The 24,630-nt window shown below is 51.3% G+C and carries 20 protein-coding genes; 10 read left to right on the top strand and 10 right to left on the bottom strand.

Annotated elements, in window-relative coordinates; all coding sequences use genetic code 11:
• Window positions 1-406: 406 nt before the first annotated feature.
• From PLF13_13885 to PLF13_13875, 3 genes are read left to right on the top strand one after another with little or no spacing between them, the layout of a single operon-like run.
• Window positions 407-757 carry a helix-turn-helix transcriptional regulator gene (locus PLF13_13885; protein HOP08365.1) on the top strand — a complete coding sequence of 117 codons (351 nt, stop codon included), beginning with the start codon at window positions 407-409 and terminating at the stop codon, window positions 755-757.
• Between the two features lie 3 nt (window positions 758-760).
• Window positions 761-2,053, top strand: a complete 1,293-nt coding sequence (locus PLF13_13880) for a type II toxin-antitoxin system HipA family toxin (protein ID HOP08364.1) — start codon at window positions 761-763, stop codon at window positions 2,051-2,053.
• 18 nt (window positions 2,054-2,071) lie between these two features.
• On the top strand, window positions 2,072-2,893 hold the full coding sequence (locus tag PLF13_13875; GenBank protein HOP08363.1) for a hypothetical protein: 822 nt from the start codon (window positions 2,072-2,074) through the stop codon (window positions 2,891-2,893).
• A gap of 251 nt (window positions 2,894-3,144) precedes the next feature.
• On the opposite strand, the gene PLF13_13870 is transcribed toward PLF13_13875, so the two are convergent.
• Genes PLF13_13870 through PLF13_13850 form a run of 5 tightly spaced genes read right to left on the bottom strand, consistent with a single transcriptional unit; the run spans window position 3,145 to window position 8,693 of the window.
• Window positions 3,145-4,296, bottom strand: coding sequence for an ABC transporter permease (locus PLF13_13870; protein HOP08362.1), 1,152 nt, complete (start codon window positions 4,294-4,296; stop codon window positions 3,145-3,147).
• Complete coding sequence (locus PLF13_13865) at window positions 4,293-5,498, bottom strand: ABC transporter permease (protein ID HOP08361.1); 1,206 nt, start codon at window positions 5,496-5,498, stop codon at window positions 4,293-4,295. Before PLF13_13865 ends, PLF13_13870 begins: the two co-directional genes overlap by 4 nt.
• 44 nt (window positions 5,499-5,542) lie before the next feature.
• Window positions 5,543-6,523, bottom strand: coding sequence for an efflux RND transporter periplasmic adaptor subunit (locus PLF13_13860; protein ID HOP08360.1), 981 nt, complete (start codon window positions 6,521-6,523; stop codon window positions 5,543-5,545).
• Between the two features lie 2 nt (window positions 6,524-6,525).
• Window positions 6,526-8,001: a TolC family protein gene (locus tag PLF13_13855; protein ID HOP08359.1), complete on the bottom strand. Its 1,476-nt coding sequence runs from the start codon at window positions 7,999-8,001 to the stop codon at window positions 6,526-6,528.
• 5 nt (window positions 8,002-8,006) lie between these two features.
• On the bottom strand, window positions 8,007-8,693 hold the full coding sequence (locus PLF13_13850) for a TetR/AcrR family transcriptional regulator (GenBank protein ID HOP08358.1): 687 nt from the start codon (window positions 8,691-8,693) through the stop codon (window positions 8,007-8,009).
• A 685-nt stretch (window positions 8,694-9,378) separates the two neighbouring features.
• Here PLF13_13850 and PLF13_13845 point away from each other — a divergent pair.
• Window positions 9,379-9,573 (top strand): hypothetical protein, encoded by a 195-nt coding sequence (locus PLF13_13845; protein ID HOP08357.1) that lies wholly within the window; start codon window positions 9,379-9,381, stop codon window positions 9,571-9,573.
• Window positions 9,574-10,071: 498 nt separating this feature from the next.
• Complete coding sequence (locus PLF13_13840) at window positions 10,072-11,331, top strand: 4Fe-4S binding protein (protein HOP08356.1); 1,260 nt, start codon at window positions 10,072-10,074, stop codon at window positions 11,329-11,331.
• 890 nt (window positions 11,332-12,221) lie between these two features.
• On the opposite strand, the gene PLF13_13835 is transcribed toward PLF13_13840, so the two are convergent.
• From PLF13_13835 to PLF13_13820, 4 genes are all read right to left on the bottom strand, one after another.
• Entirely contained in the window at window positions 12,222-13,529 is a 1,308-nt protein-coding gene (locus PLF13_13835) for an APC family permease (GenBank protein ID HOP08355.1), read from the bottom strand.
• A gap of 391 nt (window positions 13,530-13,920) precedes the next feature.
• Entirely contained in the window at window positions 13,921-14,889 is a 969-nt protein-coding gene (locus tag PLF13_13830; protein ID HOP08354.1) for a hypothetical protein, read from the bottom strand.
• Window positions 14,890-15,059: 170 nt separating this feature from the next.
• On the bottom strand, window positions 15,060-16,697 hold the full coding sequence (locus PLF13_13825; GenBank protein HOP08353.1) for a transglutaminase domain-containing protein: 1,638 nt from the start codon (window positions 16,695-16,697) through the stop codon (window positions 15,060-15,062).
• Between the two features lie 243 nt (window positions 16,698-16,940).
• The gene (locus PLF13_13820; GenBank protein HOP08352.1) at window positions 16,941-17,393 is read right to left on the bottom strand and encodes a DsrE/DsrF/DrsH-like family protein; all 453 of its coding nucleotides are present in this window, start codon (window positions 17,391-17,393) and stop codon (window positions 16,941-16,943) included.
• A 1,054-nt stretch (window positions 17,394-18,447) separates the two neighbouring features.
• Between PLF13_13820 and PLF13_13815 the strand changes: the two genes are divergently transcribed.
• From PLF13_13815 to PLF13_13795, 5 genes are read left to right on the top strand one after another with little or no spacing between them, the layout of a single operon-like run.
• Window positions 18,448-18,894, top strand: coding sequence for a CGGC domain-containing protein (locus tag PLF13_13815; protein ID HOP08351.1), 447 nt, complete (start codon window positions 18,448-18,450; stop codon window positions 18,892-18,894).
• A gap of 50 nt (window positions 18,895-18,944) precedes the next feature.
• Complete coding sequence (locus tag PLF13_13810; GenBank protein ID HOP08350.1) at window positions 18,945-19,721, top strand: nitroreductase family protein; 777 nt, start codon at window positions 18,945-18,947, stop codon at window positions 19,719-19,721.
• 48 nt (window positions 19,722-19,769) lie between these two features.
• Window positions 19,770-20,615 carry an ARMT1-like domain-containing protein gene (locus PLF13_13805; protein HOP08349.1) on the top strand — a complete coding sequence of 282 codons (846 nt, stop codon included), beginning with the start codon at window positions 19,770-19,772 and terminating at the stop codon, window positions 20,613-20,615.
• Between the two features lie 27 nt (window positions 20,616-20,642).
• A complete protein-coding gene (locus tag PLF13_13800) occupies window positions 20,643-21,281 on the top strand; it encodes an MBL fold metallo-hydrolase (protein ID HOP08348.1) in 639 nt (212 codons plus the stop codon).
• A 36-nt stretch (window positions 21,282-21,317) separates the two neighbouring features.
• Window positions 21,318-22,487 carry a pyridoxal phosphate-dependent aminotransferase gene (locus PLF13_13795; protein HOP08347.1) on the top strand — a complete coding sequence of 390 codons (1,170 nt, stop codon included), beginning with the start codon at window positions 21,318-21,320 and terminating at the stop codon, window positions 22,485-22,487.
• A gap of 107 nt (window positions 22,488-22,594) precedes the next feature.
• Here the strand turns inward: PLF13_13795 and PLF13_13790 are convergent, their stop codons facing one another.
• Window positions 22,595-24,235, bottom strand: a complete 1,641-nt coding sequence (locus PLF13_13790) for an NAD(P)/FAD-dependent oxidoreductase (protein HOP08346.1) — start codon at window positions 24,233-24,235, stop codon at window positions 22,595-22,597.
• Window positions 24,236-24,630 lie beyond the last annotated feature (395 nt).

Here is a 24,630-nt window from a genome sequence, read left to right as displayed (position 1 = left end):
CGGCTTTATCGGCTCCGGAGAAGTGAGAGCGAGCTGGAAATCAGGACGGCTTGCGGGTCGACTCATTCACCGCACACCGATCCCAATTTCAGACCTTCCCTCATGTATTATCGGTCGAAGAACCTATCCTCTTGCGGCTGTGCTCCGAGATATTCAGCATCGTGTTCTGGTCGCCTGATAAGGCGCGGGATCGCAGGGATCCCACGCTACGGGGAGGCGCAGCAGTCCCCGGAGCAGACAAGAGGGCTGTCGCCTACGAATAATATAATGTAGCAGTTATATGACATTATAATCATATTTCACAGGTTTTGTAGCGTTAAATGTTAATTATATATTGACGTGTGCCGATGGTGCTTGTATAAATATAGTAACATTTGTGTTACAGAATACCGACCATAAGGCAGTAATGATGCAAAATAGAGATGTAAATAACTGGCAAGCTATGTCGGACCCGGCAATTGTCGCTGAAATCGGCCAACACGCCCGGCAGATGCGGCTGAATCGTAATCTGACCCAACAGCAACTGGCCGCAATGTCGGGTGTTAACCGGGTAACAATCAGCCGCTTCGAAGGCGGCCAGACCTCTACCCTGTTGACCCTGGTACAAATCCTGAGAGCTCTGGATAAGCTCGATATCCTGAATGTATTCAACGAAGAAGCCCAAATCAGCCCTCTTCAACTGCTGGACCTCAAGAAAAAACAAAGGCAGCGGGCTTCGAGAACGCGACTCACCCACAGATCAAAAGACCAGGGGTAACAAATGGTCGATGTCGCGGAGGTAAAAATCTGGGGGGATCGGGTCGGCGCCGTTTTATGGGATGAATCGAAAAGGCTGGCTGCTTTTGAATACGATCCGGCTTTCCTAAAAAAAGGCCTGGACCTGGCGCCGATCAAAATGCCGCTGCCCGAAGCTCAATCCGGAAGACGCATTTACAGTTTCCCTGAACTGAATTATGAGACTTTTTTAGGCTTGCCGGGACTCCTGTCGGACAGTCTTCCCGACCGCTTCGGCACGGCGTTGCTGGACCGGTGGTTGGCCGAACAGGGGCGCAGTATCGAATCGGTCAATCCGGTGGAGCGGTTGTGCTATACCGGCGCGAGAGGAATGGGGGCGCTGGAATATCATCCGCCTAAAAGGGAGATCGTAGACAAGGGCAAGCTGATCGAGATCGAGAGACTGGTAAAGCTCGCGAACGATGTCCTGGCGGAGCGTGAGGATTTCCGGGCGGATTTGGAACATCTCGATAAGCAGGATATCCTTGAGATAATCAAGGTGGGGACTTCGGCGGGCGGCGCGCGCGCCAAGGCGGTGGTGGCGTACAACCGGCAGACCGGAGAGATACGATCGGGGCAGATCGACAATCTTGACGGGTATGAGTATTGGATAATCAAGCTCGACGGAGTAACCAATCGCCGCTTGGGCGATCCCCGGGGATACGGTCGAATCGAGTACGCTTATTATCTAATGGCTCGTGATTGCGGTATTGATATGACCGCTTGTGAGTTGAAGCACGAGGGGGACCGCGCTCATTTCATGACCAAGAGGTTTGATCGTCAGCAGAATGAAAAGGTTCATTTGCTGTCGCTGTGCGGGATAGCTCATTACGACTACAACCGGCCACATGCATATTCTTACGAACAGGCCTTTCAGGTAATAAGAACTCTCGGGCTGCATTACCCCGCCGCCGAGGAATTGTTCAGGAGGATGTGCTTCAACGTTGTCGCGAGAAATCAGGACGACCATACCAAAAACATATCGTTCCTGATGGACAAAAACGGATCGTGGAGGCTCTCCCCTGCCTACGATGTCGCTTACGCCTACAACCCGGAAGCAGGCTGGACCAGTTCTCATCAGATGACTATCAACGGCAAGTACGACCAAATCGACCGAACGGACCTGGTCGAAGTGGCTCGGCGGATGAATGTCAACAAACCGGATATAATTATCGACCGAATCGTGGAGGTGGTCGGCAACTGGCCTGATTATGCCGCGCGGACGGGCGTAGACGAACTTCGGACAAAGGTTATCGGTAAAACTCATGTGCTGTTGTGACCGGGGGATTCTGGAAAAATGAAGAAAAAACTGAAGTATTCGATCATCGCGGCATCCTTACTGGTTGCAGGTATCGCTGTCTACAGTTTTCTATATGGAAAGCTCTTCCCCTACTCTCCAATCATAGTCGGTTTTGCCAAATATGAATTGGAAAACACCATAGTCTATGTTCAGCGTGGCGCTGACTACGATGATTTTGAAGCTATAGACTCGTTAATTCCGACAGTGGAAGAGTTTCATGAACTAACATTTTTGAAAAAGCCGCGAGTCTTCATTTTCAAAGATAAAGATAGTTACTATCAACGCTCACTATCCAGAGCACGCTTCTGCGCCTTCTACAACGGAGATCTAGTTATCTCTCCGTGGGCGCTGGAGGAAGCTGAGAATGGTGAAATTTCGTTGGCAATCTACCTCAGGCATGAGTTGTCTCATTGTTTGATATCTCAGCATTCAGGAATCTTGCGAGGTTATCAATATCCGGCATGGTTACTTGAAGGCATTGCGGTCTACAGCTCCGACCAAATGGGGACCTCATGGTATCCCTCCAAAGCGGATACGTATAATTACATTCGGGAAGGCAATTTCATGCCCCCCGATTGTTTCAAGACAAAAATGGAAGACCGGATTGAACTGGATGTCGAGTACAGGATCACTTTCATGTACTCCGAGTTTGCCTGTATCGTTGATTACCTTATAGAGAATTACGGTAAGGACAAATTCCTGTCGTATATGACGGGGCTGACAACAAACACCGAGCACGACAATATCTTCAAGAGCATCTACGGCATCGAATTTGAAAAATGTATCCGGGATTTCCGAGAGTCGATAGTAAATCAATAATAATACAGATATGACCTGCTGCTCCGCCGTGCGCCACCTTTGAGAATGGTATTCTCCCTGAACAGCAGCCCTCCCTCAAGTAACTGGTGAATAAGTCATACGCTCGGATATTCAGTAAAACACAACTGAAATGCGGGCGACACAAGGCCGCCCGCTACGCGAGGTTATGATTTTCAAACGCGTAGACAGGGCTTATCTTCCCGGCGATTGTGTTCGTTGGGAGGGTAGTCAACAAGTCCCACGCTGTCTCGTTATTTGCTCAGGCATTTTACTCGCCATTGCGCCAAGGCCATCCAGCCAACAGTCAGAACCAGAATGAAAAGCAGGTCCGGGAGGACTTGTCCCCAACCGGCACCCATCTGCGTTATCCGGACAAATACCAGGAAAGGTTGAGTGCTGGGAAGCAGTTGTGTAAATACCTGCAACGGCCGGGGCATCGACCATATCGGCCATGAGTACCCGGAAATCAGAAATAGCGGCATCGATGTGAAAACCAGAAACTGCAGGGCTTGAATTTCTTTCTTGAGGAACGAAGAGATACAGAAGGTGAATGCGATGATGGAGATAAGAAATAAAATGAGCAGCACGGCCAACGCGGAGAGACTTCCTAACAGACTCAAGTGGAACAAAACGAAGAATACACCGAGTGAAAAGAGCGTGTAGGACGCATAAAGGATGAAATACGGAGCGCCTTTTCCCAGAATAGCCGTGAGTGAATTACCGCCGGCCAAATCTACGAGCGTTTTCATGGTGTTCTGCTCACGTTCACGGGCGATACTTAACGCCAGCCCGAACAGCAGAGTCTGTTGCAGGATCAACAAGAGTAATCCCGGCAGGAGGAACTCTCCGTAGCTTTCAGAGATATTGAACAGCGAACGGGTGTCGTCTCTTAACGGCTGCACCAACTCCGTGGCCTCTTCGGTGTTGATACCCTGTGCCTGGAAATACTTGAGCCGAATGCCGGCCCCCATGGTCAATGCAACTTCGTTGACACCCTTGTTGATATCGTTCGAGGGCAGAAAACGGGCGGTGTTCAAATATACCGCCAGATCGACGGCCTGACCGGACTTCAAGACAGATCCGAAATCATCCGGAATGTATATGATGGCCTGTACTTCATTCTTGAGAATGTTCGCACGAGCCGCCTCGAAATCGGATGAGACCTCAGAGACTTTCAGCAGTCGATTTGAATCGAGATATCGGATAAGAGTTCGAGAGATTTCACTGTGATCGTTATCGACCACGACGATCGGGATATCGGTCTCCACTTTCTGGATGAGAATGGTCCCGAGAAACAGCGCATAGACAACCGGGGCAAGAAACAACACGATAATGATATTTCGGTCGTGCCGGATGATATCGACTTCGCGCCGGAAGACGGACATGAAATATCGCCACATCATCTTATGGCCTCCGGTGTCGCTTTGCCCGTCAAAGCCAGCGGTTTGATACGGTATTTCAGAGCCAGGGCCGCAATCACCATCGGGATGAAAACGAAAATCGACAGGGCAGCCAGTTGCGGCATGAGATCCATCACCGGAGCATTATACCGGTAAATTTTGAGAAACCCAGTCAGGAAGTGGGTAAACGGAAGGAGTTGGGCATAGTAATAATGCAGACTCGGCATTGCCCAGAGCGGGAACGTGTAACCGCTGAAAAGAAAAGCCGGAGAATTGTAGAAGGCGGCAATGTCGGTCGCGATGAATTTATTCCGAACCAGACAGGAAACAAGAAATCCCGGGAAAAAACCGGCGGCGATAAAGAATATCATAAAGGGAACAGCGAGCAGTATCGAACCTTTGATAGTAATCCCGAAAAGCGGGAACAACAAACCCAACACTCCCAGACCGGTAGCGGTGTGTATGGCAGTATGCGCCAGGGCCTTCCCGAACATAACGGCCGAGACCCTGTTCCCGGCTGTCTGAAACAACTCGGTCAGCGTGCCCTCGTCGATTTCCTCGTTGATCACCGTAACCGCCAGAACCATAACCAGCATTTGCAACAGAACCATAACTATGCCGGGGGGCAGGAAATCGGCATAATTGTACCCCGGATTGTACAGTGAATGGCTATCTACTCGGATCGGATTGGCAAGCTCCAGAGCCCGGTCGGGAGAGAGCCCTTTGGCCTCCAGCCTTTTTATCAGGATTCCGGCCGATATGGTCTGGCTGATAGTCGAGGCATCCTTAAGAATAAGATTCCCGATAATTATGTTGGAGCTGTTCTTGTAAACGACAATCGTTGCCGACTTCCCGTTCTTGATATCCTTTTCGAGTCCATCCGGGATATAGAAAGCTCCCTGTATCGTCCCCCGTCGCATCCCGTCCTTGATTTCATTGACGGTCGAGTAGACTTCGGCTATTTTCATCGAACGGGTCGATTCAACCGCACGGACAATCGTACGGGACAATTCACTGTTGTCCAGATCGACGATCCCGACCGGGGTATCGATCACCACCTTGTCGCGGTAGATATAAAACATGAAGGAAAAGACAACCAGCGGCACCAGTATCATGAGGGTGTAAAAGGCCTTCCGTTGACTTATTCGACGGAACTCTCGCCGCATCACATTCAGAGTTGGCGAATTCGTAAATAAGCGGCTCATGATACTTCTCTCTGATCCGATTTCAGAATCCATAAGGTATAGAGCTAGAACTGCACCCTGGCGGTCATACCGGGGCGCAGACCGGTTATCTTTCCTTCCGGACGGATATGAATCTCGAAGGTTTTAAGATCGAAATCACCTTTCTGATTGGTTGCCTTCCAGGTGGCAAAATCAGCCATGGGGGCGATATACGTAATCCGAGCCGGATGCTCGTTGGAATCGACGGCCGGAATGACAATCCGGGTCTTGCCGTTCATTTCCACTTTTTCCATCTTGTCTTCACGCAGTTGCACGACAATCCAGATATCATCCGGATTCATAACCGTAAAGACGGGATATCCGGCAGCGACCATTTCCCCGGCGCTGACTTCCTTGTTGCTGATTTCACCGTCGATCGGGCTGATCAAGTCGGTTTCTTTCTGGTATGAGACGGCCTCATTGTAGGCGTTCTCAGCCTGGTGGAAAAGTCCCTGAGCGCCTCGGATTTCTTCTTCCCGGGCACCCTTCAACACCATCTGATATTTGGCGCCGGCCGCTTCCATCTGCTCCTTGGCAGCGAGATACTGGAATTCGACCTGATCCCGTTCCTGAGTTGAAATCACGCTGTCCTGGTAAACCTTCTGAATACGATCATACGTCTTTTCGGCCAGTTCGTATTGGTGCACCGCTTGCAGGTACAGTTTTTCGACAGCTTCCTTTTCTTCCGGACGGGCTCCCTTGAGAGCCATATCGAGCTTAGCGCGAGCCGCTTCCATAGCTCCTCGAGCCTGCTCTACCTTGGCGTCGATTTCATCGCTTTGCAGCCGGGCCAGAATCTGTCCCTTGACAACCCGATCACCCTCGGCCGCCATGGTAGTATCGACTCGCCCCGGGATTTTCGAGGAAACATCTATTTCATCCACCTCAACCGTACCGGTAATAATATCTTTCTCCGGCATGACGCCACGGATGATAATTACTAACAGCGCCGCCACCGCGACAACCACGGGAACGTATATAGTCCATCGTGATAATTTGATCTTCATACCTATTTCTCCTCACCGTTCCATACCGTCAGCATATCCAGCGGATACCCGGCGGCAACCATAAGATCAGTCAGTGATTTATAGTAATCATATAGTGACATCAGTCGTTCGACCTGATTCTTTTCATTGGACAAATGGGCGTCTATGACCTCCAGCGATGTCCCGAGCCCGGTCTGGAAGCGCTTTTCATTCAACCGGACACTTTCGCTCGATAATGCGACCGAGGCTTCCAATTTCTGGAAGCGGGTCTCGGCGTTGCGCATGTCGCGGTATGATTTATTCACCCAGAGGTCGACCTCCCGCCTGGCTCCGGATTCAAGATATTCCACTTCCCGCTTCAGGGATTTTGCCCCCTGCAGGCGGCTGTGATCCTTGAAGCCGTTAAAAATGTTCAGATTCAACTGGAGACCGATAATCCAGCGCGGTTCCAAAGCCGAAAGGTCATTATCATATAATTCGTATTTGCCAAAGCCGGCCAATTGCGGCAGGAAACTGGATCGTTCCACCGCGTATTTCTGTGAGGCGGCTTTCTTTTTTTCCGCGATCATTTGTAATATCGGTTGTTGATCATAAGCCCGCGCATGAAACTCCGCGAGTGAATCTGCGACCGGATGGTATAGCAGGGTGTCGGCAATAACAATCGGGGCGTCATCATCCAGTCCGAGCGTATTGCGAAGGGCCACTTTGGCCAGTTCCAGCCGGTTACGGTCGTCAAAAAGATTAACACCGGCATCGGCCACCGCCACTTCCGCGCGGAGCAGGTCGTATCGAGCGATCAATCCTTCTTCCGCCAGCCGCTGGGCATTACTGCGATGTCTCTCCATGCCGGAGAGGACATTCTCACGAGTTTGTACTACCTGTTGCAGCAGGATGACAGCGAGATAGTTATTGATCGTTTCCTGGGTTATTTCATTTTCGATTTTGGCAAGTTCATCCTCGGCCGCATGTTTTTCGGCGTTGGCCGCTTTTTTAGCGGCAACGATTTTTCCACCCGTAAACAACGGTTGCACCAGGGTGACCGAAGCCGTGCGGTAATCCTGATCCTTGAAAGTCTCAACAAACGCCGGGAGCAAGCCGTCGAGCGCGGCCGAATACTGGCTGTAATAGGCGGCCCGCTCCTCCGAGGAAAGCGCCGAGCCACCTCCCATAAGCTGGTAAATGTTGGTAAACTCGACTTCGTTACTCGCCTGCATCTGAATCATGGCGTCCCTGATCGGGGATAAATCGATCGAAAGGGGATCATTCATGTGATTGTAACCGGCCTGTAGCGATATCGACGGCAGGAAATTTCCGGAGGCTTCACGATCGGAGTATTTCGCCTGGTCAAGTTTCGCCCGGTATTGCCGGATCTTGTCGTTATTCGCCAGAGCGGTCCTGATTGCCTGTCCGAGTGTCAGGTTTTCGGCCATGACCATTCCGGGGAACAACGTCATGAATGTAACCACCGTCATAACAATGTATTTTGCAACATTTCTCATAGTCATCACCTCTTCGCGTCGGCGCGTCCAGCGTGCTGCGAGCGGCTTGTTTTTCGAATGTTATGTGAATCCGCGGCGACACTTTCCCAGAATTGATCGAACGAGAACTGAAGCCACTCTTTTTTTCGAGAAGGCGGCTCCATTGCCCAGTACAGGAGGTTTCCATAATAGACGTCCAGGTACCAGTAGGCCGCCAAGGTAGGATTAACCTTATCTCTGATATAGCCAAGAGACTGACCCTGCTTGATCAGCCTGGCCAGCCATCGTACTTTATCGGCGACATTCGTTGCCATGAGTTCACGGGCCGAATCATTGCCGAGATTGGCCAGAATAAGATTGCGAGCCAGAATGGGATTATCGGCAAACAGCGTCGTCAGTTTCCAAAACAGATCCTGAAAAACCTTCTTCGTATCCCTCGGTTTCGCCAGCGACTTCTCAACCAGAGCCTGGATAACCTCCAGTTGTTCATGGCCTACCTCATTGAGCAAATGCTCCTTAGAGGGGAAGTAATTGAAGAAAGTCCCTTTCCCGACATCGGCCGCTTCCGTCACCTGCTCGATAGTAGTGGCGCCGTATTCCTGGCGGGACAACAGCTCCAGCGCCGATTCGACAATCCGCGCCTTGGTGGCGGATTTTCTGCGGTTACGCCGACTGGGAGAAGTATCCTCTGTTTTCGACGGTTGTTTTTTCATCGGACCTCACTTATGACCTTCAGTCAAACATGACTATCGGTCATAATTGACCATAAGTCAAGTAGTTTTTCACGATAGCTCTGCACTTTTTTCAGACAGGGCTTCTCATCCGAGCCTAAGGCCCCGGGGGATATAATGATGCGTTGCGTTTTCCTCTATAATTGTGATGTAAGGTCATGTACCCCCAACATTAATGTCGGATTCGAATCCCCGTTTATTAGGCCATGTTCATAATCGGTCTTTCGCAAATGCTACCGGGGGGATTTAACAGAAACATCACCGGCGGGATAGTTGACAAACCGCCTCTGCGGTGGAGACAAGCCTCGCCGCGATGCGTTAAAGAGCCCTGACCTCGGATCATGTGTCGCCCACGTAGCAGGTGTGTGTGGCCGAACATCCGGGCGTACGGTTTTATCGACACTCTCCGACAACACGGGCTGTGATTACCCTTATTTTTTCGCGGGAAACCGTAAATACAAGTGAACTTCCGGTTCCATTTTCGGTTACAGGGATTAACAACCGGTAACGACCGGACGCCGAGGATAATTCGGACTGAAGTGGTAGTAGATTCGACTCACTAGTTGGATAATGGAATACTGAAATGACATCAACAGCTCACTCATTAAGAAGCAAACGGATCAGAATCCGTAAGGATTTAAGAGAGTCCACCTATATCGGTTGCCCAATGACCAAGAACAGGTCTCCCTGGTGTTTCCGTATGTGCACACCGAAGGCCGACGGCACCGGGCTTTGCGGACGTGTGGCGCCTCATGGCTTCAAGAGTCGGATTCAACAGGGGATCGAGGATTTTAAAAAGAGACAAGCAGTCTCCTCTTCCCCGTTTCAATCTCAGGAATCGACTGGCGACAACAACGCCTGATTACCCAAAAACAAGACATTATCGAGACAAGGATTTATAGTCCCTGAGTTGACGTAAATGTCTTCTTATGCTTGAGTCATTGTTTTTCGGCAAGTCATGGGGATTTATCCTTACACATTCTTATATCCATTAATATCTCCCGTGTTGTAATTCGGCCCATTGAAAAAACACAGGGTGCCCATGATTGTGTATTGCCACCAGGCCACGGTATAGGATGGTAATAAAATAGTTGATGATATAGTTATCTAATTGCTTCTCAGCGCGTTCCACGCTCTTAGAATAGATGTTTCCCGCTGAGAATCTCAATTTAATGAAAAGCTGAGGGAGTGATAAGAGAGCCGTCATAAGATACCCCTTTTTCAGTCCTGTTTTTCGTTGTGATTTTGATCCATTATTTCCTATCTTGACAACATACGGGGGATCCTACAAGAACAAGAAAAGACATGAAGCATATCCCGGCACAGGCGGTAGAGTACCGGTGCCGGAAAGGGTAAATATCTGGGACATCTAGTTGGTAAAGACCTGTATCGCAAACTCGGTCGAAAAATCGATGGTCTGGGGACGCGGACTCCGTGGAATGATGCGTTTTATTCCATATTAAAAGAGTTGTACACCTCGGAAGAAGCCGAACTGATCGTAAAAATGCCTTACGGGTTGTCTTCCATTAATCAAATCATGCGCTGTACTCATACGGACGAATCACGGTTGAAAACCGTCCTTGAAGGATTATGCGAAAAAGGACTCGTGATGGATGTCTGGATCAATGAGCAGTATTACTACACCGTTTCCCCGCTGATCGTTGGAATTTTCGAGTTCACTATGATGCGAACACGAGGTCAGTTGAACACCCGCGAATGGGCTCGCCTGTTTCATAATTATCTGCTCGAAAGCGATGCTTTCTTCCGAACCAACTTCAGCAAGGGTCAGTCAATATCGCCGTTAAGGATACTCCCACACGAGGAGTCCCTCGATGAATCAGCTTATGTCGAGATTCTGGACTACGAGAAAGCGGAAGAGATTATCAGAAATGCGAAAAAGCTGGCAATAGGGATCTGTTCATGCAGACACGAGAAACTGCATTTAGGCGAGAAGCACTGCGACAACCCACTCGATACCTGTTCGAGTCTTGGTCATGCCGCCGACCATCTCATTAAACACGGCATGGCCAGGGAAGTGTCACAATCGGAGATGCTCGATAACCTGGCAAGATCGAAAGATCTAGGACTCGTTCTGTGCGCAGATAATGTCCGCAAGGACGTTTCATTTATCTGTCACTGCTGCGGTTGTTGCTGCAACATTCTGCTCGGCATCAGCCGTATGGGTTTTCCCAACGTGGTCGTAAGTTCGAACTATGTCGCGCAGGTGAATCCAAATGACTGTACCGAATGCGGGGCGTGTATCGAGGCTTGTCCGATAAATGCAATTGACGAGAGCGAGGATGGCGGTTGTCCTGTCGTGAATGAATCGCTGTGTTTGGGTTGTGGCGTCTGCGGATTACAATGTCCCGGTGATTCACTGAAACTCGTAAACCGCACTCAAAGGATCTACTACCCGGAGGATACGTTCGAGCGTGTTATTCTGCAGAATCTGGATCAAGGGACACTTCAAAATCTGTTATTTAGCGATACCTCCAAAATAACTCACGCCTTCCTCAGGGGATTCATTGGGGGCATTTTGAAACTCTCACCGATCAAACGCACCCTTCTCAGTGATACCTTCAGATCGCGTTTCATTTCAGCCTTGAGACACACAGAGTAGCTGCACGCGGGACCATGTGCCGGTGACAGGATGAGGACTTCCTGATCGCGACCAACCGATCGGGCGTCGACACATGATACCCCGGCATCGATTCCAAGCTGGTGATTTGGGTGCAGTCGAAGAACATGTCGCTGCTAAGGGTGGTCGTTCTGCGGCTGCATGCCGTATTGGGCGCTGGGTCTCCTCGGTGTTGCTGCGATGCGGGATTTCATCGTTGACACACATCAGGACACAAAATTGCTTGTGGTCTGATGAGAGGTAATTTACCGGACAAAGCTATCAACTGATCCAAGCCTTCCGAACGACGGCTCCGGCGTATCGTTGCAGCCTCAGTGACGATCCTGATTTTCATCCTTACCCTGCTGCCGTCGTGCGCCGATCAGTACAATGATCACCGCGAACTCCGAACACGTGAGACAGGGTTGTATATCGAACAAAGCTCAACCACCGATCCCGGTGAGGACTCCGTACTGCTGGCCCGATTGCCCGAGGCGCCGAGGGATATTCTCAACCGACTGCATCGCTCTATCCCGACAAGATTCTCGATAGACTTCGGGAGCTGTCGCAGCATATCGAGTTTTTTGAGTTTTTTCAACAATGAAGACAGGTTCCTTCTGTTGGAGAAGTGATTTGATGCGCGTTATTGTCGTCGATTCAAAGGTCACACCCGAGGAGTAACGCGGCAGGTCTCGGGGAGACCTGCCCTGCTATTGGGCAGACGAGGACGTCTGCTGCCCACAAAATACCTGATAATAAAGGTGTATCTCTTTAGTGTGTTGTCGAAACTTCGCTTCGCGATTCGCCTTCGGCGGACAGAAGTTTCGACCTATCAGCTCCTGTTGCTCTACAACGGTGCGAGGAGAATGGTGTAAACCGGGGGATGTCTGCCGTCATTCATCCGAAGATGATATCCGATCATGCGATTCGCCGAATAACCGGAAAGACCGTTTCTTCACGTAACGGAAAAGCACCTCGGCCAACAGAGCGCCTACGAAAACAACGGCGATTCCATAAACGGCAGCTTTCTGTGATTGGAGTTGAAAAATCAGAAGGGCGATAAATACCGCTGTCAGAACAATGAGATTGCATGTGATTAAAAATCTGCTGCCGCCAACTTCAGTAGTCAACCGCCAATGCGATATCAGAACGAAGATATAAACAACCGTAAAGATGCCGCTAGTGATAAAAGCAATACCGTCCATCTCGAACAGCAGCCCAAAGATTATCCCAAGCGCTGCCGTTATGTAGAGTCCTTCAACGGAGCCGAACCAGACTTTCCGCTCAAAAAAGGCCGGCAGTTCACCATCCTTAGCCAGGGAGTATGCGATATTGGCTCCCCCGTATAAAGTTGCGTTAAGGGCTGATGAAATCGAAAACAAGGCTCCTACCGATATCAGAAGGAAACCAAATGAACCAAGAAACGGTTCGGCGGCTATGGCGAGGGCATTATCCTGCGCCTTGATGAGTTTGTCAAGCGACAGGTTTCCAACCGCTACGGCCGACACGGCAATATACACGAAGAGAACAATCCCGATACTGATAAAGATGGCGCGAGGAACGTTTCGCGATGGATTCTCCATGTTCTCGCTGGCGTTGGTGATTAGACCAAAACCCATGTATGACAAGAAGAAAATAACCGATGCGTGAACGAGACCGCCGGTGTGGGCGGAGTCAAAAACCGGGATAATCCGATCCGGTACTATCCGCATAACACCGACGGCGATAAAAACACCAAGAATCAGCAGTTTCACGGCAACGATATAGAACTCCGTTTTCCCGACGGCCTTGGAGCCAAAGAAAGTGAGTACGGTGAAAAGGACAACAACCAGCACGACTACAACAGACACCGCCATGGGAGCGGTTTCTACTCCGATCAGGGGGAGTAAATACCCGGCGAAGCCACGGGCGAACAAAGATATCGAAACAACATAAGTTAACCAGAAAAGGACACTGAGAGCACCGGTTACCATATTGTCACCGATGCCCTTGAGGATAAATGCGATAGGACCGGCGTTTGAAACGATTTTCGTGCCCAGTTTGGCGTAGGAGTAGGCCACGATAGAGGCATAGATTCCGGAGAGAAGAAAAGCTACCGGCAGATCCTGTTTGGCGATACTGGCCCCCACTCCAAATATAGAAAAGATGCTGGCGCCGACCATAGTACCCACGGCCATGGATACCGCTTCCCATAATCCCATTTTGCCGTTGTTTGCGTTTTTAATCGACACAATAATACCCCCTGCTCCTCAGCGTGTTTCAATACCAATCACACCACAAGAATAAACGCGGAAGAATTAAGTGTCAATCATCGAGTTCTACCATTGATCCCATCCGTGGACGGGATTGTTGACAAACCTCAATCGCGGCGGAGACAAGCCCCGCCGCTACGCGTTTAGGAGTCTTAACCTCGCATAGCGGGTGGCCTTGTGTCGCCCGCATTACAGACGTGTCTTGCTGAACATCCGTGCGTACGGCTTTATCAACAGTAAGGCGGCAGGTCTCGGGGAGACCTGCCCTACGATGGAGCAGACGACGTCTGCCGCCCACAACTCGACCTGCGGCATGACGGCAGGTTCCAAGAGAACTGCCCTACTCTTCCTCGCTGTGTTTGAAGTACAGGATGTTGTTGGCGTAGTCTATGACGGCGTTGTTTTCTTTCATCCAGTCACGGCCGAAAATACCAAAGGGAAACAGCTTCGATTGTTCAACATCTTCATATTCTGCAAAACTGTACAAATCCGCTTTCCCGACCGGAATTTCGAAGGAATGATCAGCAATCTTGAATTTGATCGGGACCGCATTCACATAGACTTGCGGATCCGTCCCGCTGGGACTGTGCCCCTGCGAATCGGTCAATTCAAGTTCAATCTTATCCCGGAACGTCACCGCGTCCAGACTGTAGCTGTCGGCTACCGTGCCCACGGTAATGGGGAGCTCTTTTTCAAGCGCCTCGAAATACACGTTCATGTATCCTTCACTATTCTCAACAAAGAACTCCGTGTACGAATATCCCTGATCCAACAGCGACCGGTCCGGTTCGCTGTCCACCGCGACACCGATTTCCATTTGTTCCCTGACGAAGTCTATTCTGACCCGCTCGTCTTTCAGAAAATCGATGCCGAGCATCCCCTGAGCGGCCTTCCCTACTTCCTCCGGCCAATCGAATACCGGGATGTTCTCTATATCAGTGAACGTCCTGTCACCGAGCCGAAACTTTTCGACGTTGATCCGGCCCATCCCTTTGTCGCTGTAGCCATAATCACGAACCTTTTCAATGGGCTTGCCGTCGTTCAACTGCTCGGCGATTTCATGAGTAACCATCATATAGAAGCTCGCATTGCCGTGGATCATCAAAGGGACAGTATTTTGAAGTCCGAAGTCCGCTTCGGCCACGTACCGGTTGCCTCCGAATTCAATCGGCAGGAGTTTGACGACGGTGACTTCCCGACGGTCCGGTTCAAGGTTAGAGGATTCTTCCTGGCGGTCACTTTTCTGTCCGCAAGCCAGGAGAAGAGCGACGGTCAGGATGGCGGCAATTGAAAGATACTCGATTCTCATGTGACGTCCGTTTTATACTGGTTTTTCGTTCTGAACATCTACGCTGCAGAAGCATGTCTTCGTGGCAGACGAGGACGTCTGCCGCGCACAAACGAACACAACCGCCGGGGAGCAAGTCCCCCGGCTAAGTGGCTGAGGGCTTTGACCTGCAAGACTCTATCCATAAACCGTTATTCCGAGTCTGACTCCAGCGGGCTCCATTCGCCGAACGCCTCGACGACAACCTTGCACTTCCCTCGTGAGGTCCAGCGCTCGTTGGAGTTATAACTCCATTCCAAATACTCCGAGCCACCCCCGCCGACGGTGGTAATAAGGAACCTGTTATCGAGAAAACCGAATGAATTAGCCTGGTCGGCCGGACGTCGGCTGTCGCCGCCGGAAGGATCGACCGGCAGCCAGCCATAGCCCGGCAGATAGATTTCCACCCAACGATGGTAGACATCATCATACGAGGCATCGTCACCCCGAACCGTTATGGAACCGGCGTAGCGTGCCGGCAGCCCGGCGGCCCGGCACAATGCGATATACACGAAACTGTATTCTGAGCAGGAACCGTTGCCCCGGGCAAGAACCGCGGGAGCTACGTTCCAGCCGCCGGCCAGTTCGTACTCCAATTTATCGATAACATAGTTGAATAGTTTTCGTCCGATCCAATACGGATTGGTTTCCGCACCGACGGCTTGTTTAACCGCATTCTTAATGATATCGTCCTCTATCGAAAACTTGGCGTCATCGACCAGATATTTTTTACGAATGTCCGCCGGGATATCCGCCAGCGTCCCCAGTTTGTCGGGGAATACGAAATAACGCGTTTGATAGAGCTTAGCCGATGCGTACATCCGCGCTGTGGCGAACTCGGCCGGGGCAAGATTTTCGAAGTGAAAATGTGCGACTTTCTGTCCCCATTTATCGGTAAGAATATCAGTCGGTTCGGGAACAAACGTCACCGGTTTGAGCAGGTCCTGATTGCTCAAATTTTCCGGGATCGCAAGGTAAACGTCCAGGGTCAATAACGTATCCGGGCCGAAGTTTCTGGTCTGGTGAACGTATTCCATCTCCTCCGACTTCTCCCGGGAGCGGACAAAGGGAGTTCCATCGTCCATCTGCAACTCATACACCCGATCGGTCTGATAATCGACATTCCAAAGATGCGACCCGGCCCAGGCCAGTCCGCAGCTATGCGGTCCCGGTGTATTGAAACTGTTGATCACGGTGCCGTCATCGGGCCACACCATATAAATCATGTCTCGATAACGGTCGGAAACCCACAGGTGGGTGCCGTCATAGGTCAGTCCCCAGGAGTTCCCGGTTGGCGCTGGTATGCTGACGATCGTGGTGCCGTCCTCACTGCTGATTTTATGAAGTTCATCGCTACGGTTGGCAGCTAGCCAGAGGTGTTGTCCGTCCCAGGTCAGACCTGTCGGATTTGACACCGGACAATAGATGGTTCGCTCCACCACCCGATTCTTCGGATCAATGGCATAAATCAACTCTTCCTCACCGTCAACGCACCATAACCATTTGCCGTCCCAGGCCAGTCCGCGCGGCACATAGCCGGGTGTTGAAATCGAATCATGGATCGAGCCATTCTTCGGGTCAACCTGATAGATCTGGTCGCTGCTTCGGTCCGAAACCCAGAGATACTTGCCGTCAAAAGTAAGGCCCTGCGGGCATTTGAACGGCGCTGAAATAGAACTGACCGTGTCTCCCGGATTGGCCAGGACCAACGGAGAGAAACAGACAATCGAGATTATGGCTATTGTCAAAAAGCGGGTCACTGTGAAGAAGCCGGATTTCCAACGATGCATACGATTCCTCCTGTTGAGAGCGTTCCCGATAACGGAAGATGACGGCTCATAAATAATAATCACTCGATCAAGAATGTCTATGGTTGCGTCCGTGATGTCAACGGAAAAGGACGGGATCAGCTATAACCCGGGGAATGGCCGTCAGGCAGCGACGCCTGACGGCACATCAGATTGGCATGACGTCGAACAAGGAAGCAGCAGGTCCGAACTCGTGCCGTCCGGACCACGTCTCGATCCGAAATTTCAGAACATGAGATGAAGATCCGAGCCAGTCGCCTGTTTCATGAAATCACCGGCAAGCATGATCTCTACGCCTTCGATGAAGTCTTCCTTTCCTAGGTCGAACAAATCAACACTCGTTTTGCAAGCCAGAAACCTGACACCCTCGAACTGCGCCATCTGGAGCATGTCCTCGACGAAGGGAATGTCCTTGCGATCCATTTTATCCCGGAGTTCCGATGTGTAGCGGTCCACCTCGGCGCCGGACGGATCAACCCCGGTCGGGTAATAACGCAGTTGTTCGAGATGCCCGGGACGAATCATGTGCAGGCCTTCAAAAGTGAAGTAGATCATCGTCTCAAAACCCAATCGTGCGGAATTAAGAGCGATAATCAACAAACCAAAGGCGCTTTGCATACTGAAGTTAGTACAGACTAACGCGACTCTCTTTTTTGGGAAGGTCGATTCATTATCCATTAATTGACTCCTTTCTTTTCCAGCGGACCTGTCGCAGGTGACCGGATAATATCCTGGAAAACAAGTACCGACAGATCCATTGTAACAATCAATGCCGGTATCTATTTACATAGACTATTGTAAAACAAACGATCCGAAAAAAGGTTCACAATCGGTATATAGCCATCATAGGGAGTCTTGCAGGTCGGGTTGCTTGCTCGCAACCTGACGTTGTAGGGCACGTCTCTCAGGGAGACGTGCCGACGTCCTCACCCGTGGACGGGTTGTTGACAAACCTCAATCGCGGCGGAGACAAGCCCCGCCGCTACGCATTAAAGAATCCTGACCTCGCGCTGGTGGCCCACCTGTCCACGGGTGGGATTTGAAATCATATTGACAACTAAATTTCGTGGGCGGCAGACCTCCCGGTCTGCCCCTGCAGCAGCCTTGCCACAGGGAACGTCGCACCTGCGAAAGCAGGTGCCTATCTTCCATTCCTCGCGCCGATGCTCTGCGTCGGCGCGTTATGTTCGGGCGCTCCGCGCCTTCCCTCATCTCTGGATGCCGGCCTTCGCCGGCATGACAACCACTTGAGCTTAAGATATTCGCAAGTTCCAAGGAACCTACACTACATGACTGTTACCTATGTCGCCGATTTAATCTGTTACCTATCTACTCGGTTTGTACAAATCGGCGTTTTCCCACCCGTGGACGGGTGGGCCACCAGACGGGACGTCTGCCACCACACAAATGTTGTCAAAGCTTCGCTTCGCGAATCCCACCCGAGGGGTGGGGCACCTTTATCCGAAGTTTTCAGATATATCCCACCCGTGGACGGGTGGGCCACCAGACGCGATATGATGCGACAGACGTCAGCCGCCCATCAGGATGTACCAGTTAATCCACGGCAGAGCCGTGGAGTTTCCAACAGGCTGCAACTTCAGCAGTAGTCCACCTTGACCCGGAAGGGTGGGGCAATGTATAATGGAGTGATTGATCTGTGAGAAGTATGGTTTGAAACGACTGACAGTACCGGAAGATTTGAATACAACTACACGATAAAAGAGAGAATCACATGGATAAGAAAATCAAGATCGGGATAATAATTTGCGACCGCTACCGCCGGTGTGCCGGCGGCAAGTGCCTCAGAGCTTTGCGCGACCGCGAAGGTGCATTTAGTAAGTATAAGGATTCGGAAGTTGAACTGGTTGGTTACACGACCTGCGACGGATGCCCCGGCGGCAATGTCGAGTACACCGTGGATGAAATGCAGAAGAACGGCGTGCAGGTGGTACATCTTGCAACGGGCCTGATCGTGGGTTATCCCCCATGCCCGTACATCACTGATTTCCATGACTACATCAAAACTAAATACGGTCTCGAAGTCGTCTATGGCACACACCCGATCCCGCAGAAATACCTGAACGTCCACGACCCGCTGGGCACCTGGCAAAGTCCGGAGTGGAAAAGCATCATCGAGGCAACTTTGACCGACGAGAAAACTCGCCTCAGCTATGATTAAGCGATACTGTCTCAATGACCGATCAAGATGCCTGTAACAGAGGTAAGCACATGTTACACAACCAAGTCATCGACACCCTTCTGAATCGTAAGTCGATTCGCAAATACACCGATCAAATGCCGACGGACGAGGAGATAGAAACACTGGTGCGAGCGGCACAACAGGCGCCGTTTGCCGGGCAAATGTGCTCCCTGCTGCTTAAGAGAAAAGCACCGAAAGCTCCCTTCAAGGCGCCGCTCCTGTTCACGGTCTGTATCGACATTCACAAGCTCGAGATGATCATGCGCAAGCGTGGTTGGGAAACCGGATCGTGCGATCTGGCGCTGTTCCAGTTTGGCGTTCAGGACGCGGTGCTGATGGCGGAAAATCTCGTCATTGCCGCCGAAAGCCTGGGAATGGGAAGTTGTTTTATCGGTGATCCCCCCTATCGGGCCGGCAAGATTCGTGACGAGTACCGCCTGCCCGAACGGGTCTTCCCCATCGTCCAGCTCGTCGTGGGTTTCCCCGATGAAAACCCGCCGACACGTCCGCGATATCCCATGGAGTATTTTCTCTTTGAAGATCAGTACCCGGAATTGACCGAGGCCATGATCGACCGTGCCATAGAGGTAATGGACCGCGGCTATCTTGCCCAGGATTACTACCGCAAGGCCGACTATATGGTGCCGCTGGAGCAGGGAAAGAAAGAGACCTTTACGTTTGAACGATACAGTTGGACGGAACACATGAGTCGTAAATGGGGACAATGGACGCGCAATCCCGATCGCCTCATAGAAGGACTCAAGGAGTGTGGCTTCGATCTGACGAGCGGTACGGATGACGACTAAGCTCACTATTAGCCCATTGTACCAACCGTCCGCAGAAAGGATCGACAGATGAAGACATATCTCGATTGTATCCCCTGCTTTTTCGAGCAGGCTCTTCGCGCCGGACGAGTCGCGACCGACGATGAACGTGTACTCAAGCATCTCCTCGATGAACTCGGCCGGTTATTGAAGGATATCTCGCTCGACAGCACACCGCCGGAAACGGGTCGACTGGTCTACCAACTGGTGAATCGGATAACGGGGAATCCCGATCCGTTCAAAGGATTGAAACGGGAAAGCACGGTCAAAGCTCTTTCCCTTTATCCTCAAATGAAACAAGTGATCGAGCAGGCGGACGACCGCCTGCTTACCGCGATTCGCATTGCCATTGCCGGGAATATTATCGACTTCGGCCCGAGCGGGACGTTCGATATCGAAGCCACGCTCGACGATGCCTTAACTCGTAATTTTGCCGTCTGTGACTACGAGATTTTCAAGAGAGATCTGGCCACGGCCGGGCAAATCTTGTACATCGGAGATAACGCCGGCGAAACGGTGTTCGACCGTCTTCTTATCGAACAGTTGGACAAACCGACGTTATTCGTCGTACGTGAGCAACCTATTTTGAACGATGCCACCCGAGAAGATGCGCTGGAAGCGGGGATCGACAAGGTGGCCACAATCGTGTCCTCCGGCGCCGATGCCCCCGGAGCCGTTCTCAATACATGTAGTCCCGAGTTCAGGAAGATGTTGGAAGAAGCGGAATTCATAATCGCCAAGGGGCAGGGCAACTACGAGGCTTTGTCCAACTATCACCGCCCGATCTTCTTTTTATTGAAGGCCAAATGTAAGTTGATAGCCGATGATCTCGGCGTTTCCATCGGCGACATTATCCTCAAAGGGATCAACGTATAGGCGAAATGCGAATGAAGGTCCGTTAACATGAATATCACGATACTCTACGACAATGAATCTCTAACAGACGGGACGCAGGCTGACTGGGGTTTTTCATGCCTGATCGAACATGACGGGGTAAAACTGCTTTTCGATACCGGCGCGAGCGGAGCGATTCTGATAGAAAACATGCGGGTGCTCGGAGTTGATCCGGAGTCGATCGAGGAGGTATTCATCTCGCATTCCCACTTCGACCATAGTGGCGGCTTATCGTCTTTCCTCGACCGGAACAACCGGGTGAAAGTGTATGCGCCCAATGAACTGCGGGGGATCAAATCCGCCCGCGAGGTGGTCTACGTCGATGAGTCGTTCCAACTCCGTGACGGTTTCTACAGCACCGGCATGTTGAAGGGTATCGAACAATCGCTGGCCATCCGAACGGAAAAAGGATTGGTCGTGGTGGTCGGATGCGCCCACCCCGGGGTGGAAGCCATTCTGAATGCCGTAAAACCGTTCGGAACGGCCTACGCCCTCATCGGCGGTTTACACGGATTCGCAGAATACGACATTCTGGAGCCGCTGTCCCGTGTTTGCCCCACTCATTGCACGCGACATATCAACGAGATCCGGTCGCTTTATCCAAACAAGTTCATATCAGGAGGAGTAGGAGCCGAAATCGACCTATAACAACTGCAGGCCTGCCCTGTGGTGGAGGATAATCCTATGAGCGAAGAACCCAGAATATCAAATCGAGTTGCACAGATATCGAAATCGGCTATTCACGAAATGACCCGGCTTTCCAAAGAGGTTGAAGATGTCGCTTTTTTGTCCTGGGCCAAACCGACCTCCGACACCCCCGAGCATATCAAGGAGGGCGCAGTCAGAGCAATCAGGGACGGACGTGTCGGCGGATATTCCGAGAACTCCGGTCTGCCGCAACTACGCGAAGCCATCGTAAATAAATTATCGAGAGACAATGATGTGAAGGCCGGCATTGCTCAGATCCTGGTAACGGTAGGCGCTATCGAGGGATTGTCGGCGGCGGTCATGGCCGTAATCGATCCGGGTGACGAAGTGTTGTTGTTCACGCCGACTTATTCTACCCATATTCGGCAGGTGGTAATGGCCTCCGGCAAACCGGTGCTAATTCCAACGATCGAAGAAGAAGGATTCGCTCTCGATTTCGATGCGATCAAAAAGAGCATCACTCCGAGAACGCGAGCGATGATCTGTTGCTCACCCAATAATCCGACCGGTACGGTTTTTTCGGAACAACAATTGCGCGATCTGGCCGCACTCGCTCTCGAACACAATCTCGTGATCATTACCGATGAAGCGTATGAGTATTTCGTTTTCGACGGCCACCGGCATTTCTCCCTCGCATCGATTCCCGAGTTGAAAAAACACGTGATAAGTTGTTATACGTTCACGAAAACCTACGCGATGACCGGGTGGCGTATCGGTTACCTGCATGCGGATGAAACATGGATTCCACAAATCACCAAAGCCCATATCCCTTTCGCTATTTGTGCACCGGTCGTTTCGCAGTATGCGGCTCTTGCCGCGTTGGAAGGACCGCAGGACTGTGTCGCGGAATTCAGGGCTCATTACCAGGCGGCACGGGATCTCATGTGTCAACGACTGGATGAATTGGATTCGGTGTTTTCGTATCAGAAGCCGCATGGCTCCTACCTCATGTTCCCCAGGATTCTGCTCGATGAAGGAAAGGATTCGACCGCTTTCTGTAAAAGACTCCTGCAAGAGAACAAAGTCTCAACAACTCCGGGAATTGCTTTCGGTCCAACCGGTGAAAGCCATCTGCGACTGTCTTTCTGTGTCCCGCCCGAAGAAGTCAACAAAGCTTTTGACCGGATCAAGGCCAACTACCCTTGATCCGATCCCCCTGTCCGCAGGAAGAGTCGAAGTATTTTTACGTAATACAACCACAGCCCGAAATCGTAATGGTCTCGGGCTGCTAAATTGTCGGGTTTATCTGGAATTTACCCCCAGGCTTTCATAACCTTACCGAAACAGTTCAGACCGCTCCGGATGACACCGCCGTAACCACCGCCCGGTTGAGTCCAGGCACTCGACAAATACAGGTTTTTGATCGGAGTGGTTTGAGGTAAACGATTGGGCATGGCATTGTTGAGTGTTTGATCCCAACCGTAAATGCCGCCCCGGTAGTTGCCGGTATAGCGAACGTTGGTGAGCGGTGTCCCGATTTCCTTCACCTCGATAGCCTCACGCAATCCCGGTATCAGCGTCTTTTCGACTCGGTCGATAAGGATATCGGCGATACGCTCCTTGTCGGCATCGTAGGCATCTTTGTTTCCGGCAAAGTAGTCCGACTCGTATTTCTTCCAATGGTCGTAACCCATCAACGTTATGATATTGATCGTGTTTTTACCCTTGGGAGAATATCCTTCATAGAGATTATCGTACAGCGTTAATCCGTAACCGCCTTCATCCTCGATTCGTCCCTCGACCAGCGCCTTGAACGACGCTTCATGATCATAACTGTTCTGGTAGAATATCTCAGCGTCCTTCAGGCCTAATTTACCGACAAGATCATCCTTGAGACCCAGCCAGATCTGGAATGAAGAGAGCGATACGCTATATCCGGATATTTTATTGAGGTACTCGGTTAGCTCCTCGCCCGGTGTCATGAGTTTATTGAACGTATCCGGAACGTTGACGTTGGAGATGACGGCTCGGGCGGTGTATTCTTTACCTTCGGCAGTGCGGACACCGTAGGCGGCGCCATCTTTTATCAAGATTTTATCGACGGCGGTGCTGAGCATTACCTTGCCGCCGCGTTCTTCGATGTAGCTGACAAAGGCATCGGATATCACCTGCGATCCCCCCTTGGGATAATAACCGCCGGTTTCGAGATACCCCATGAACGGCAGGGCATAGTAAATTGAGGAGAGTTTCGAGGGCGGAAGGCCGTAATAGCCCCATTGAGCGTTGATGATGCTCCTGAGTTTGATATCGGTTACGAGAGCGTCGATAATTTGTCCCCAGGGCTGGCTGTAGGCTTTGAACAAATAGGGGTATTCGAAGGGAAAAGTGCCGTAATTAATTTCGCCTTTGGCATCCTGCAGTTTGCCGATATCGACGTTGATACCTCTCATGGTCTCGAATACCGAATCGATCCCGGTCGCCTCGCTCGGGAACAGCTTTTTGAGCTGGTCGATGTACCCCTGCGGATTGCATTGCGGACAGGTAATATCATAGTCGGGGAAAATGCCCCGGAAGGTGCTCGGGTGCGGAACGAATTCGACGTCGGTAATGTCGGGAAATCCCTGGATGTGACGTCTGCCGTCGGTTTCGGGAACGGAGGTAGAGTGCAACGAGACATCGAATTGAAAGCCGCCCGGTCGTTTGAAAACAGTCGCATATCCGCCCGGACGATTGTGCCGTTCGAGCACGAGGGCACGAAATCCCTGCCGAGCGAATGCCGCCGCCGCCGAAAGGCCGCCCAGTCCGGAACCAATAACGATTACATCCCAGTTATCATCTTCGGTATCGGCAGCGAACGATCCAACGGGAAAAACCGACCAGTCAAAAGCCAGAACAGGAGCCGTGGCCAGAACCATTTTCAGGAATTTACGTCGCGATTGGTATTCATCAGACATGGGACCTCCTCTGTCGTTGTTTTCAAAGACGTCGTTTCTTCATTCCTGCGTCAACAGTATAACTTACGCACGGTACGACACCAGGGTTGCACAAGCAAGCAGATTGTGGTGACGGAAGTCCAGTTGCATACACAAGGGGCAGACCGGGAGGTTTGCCGCCCACGAAATTTAGTTGTCAATATGATTTCAAATCCCACCCGTGGACGGGTGGGCCACCAGCGATGCCTACGATAAAGCGCGGGATCGCAGGGATCCCGCGCTACGACCGGCAAGGCTGCTGCAGGGGCAGACCGGGAGGTCTGCCGCCCACGAAATTGTGTTGTCAATATGATTTCAAATTCCACCCGTGGACGGGTGGGCCACCAGCGATGCCTACGATAAAGCGCGGGATCGCA

Source organism: Candidatus Zixiibacteriota bacterium (genome assembly GCA_035380245.1).
In the GTDB taxonomy this organism is placed as follows: Bacteria; Zixibacteria; MSB-5A5; order GN15; family FEB-12; genus DAOSXA01.
Note: the sequence above shows the minus strand (reverse complement) of the source record. Positions and strands in the feature narration are given on the sequence as shown.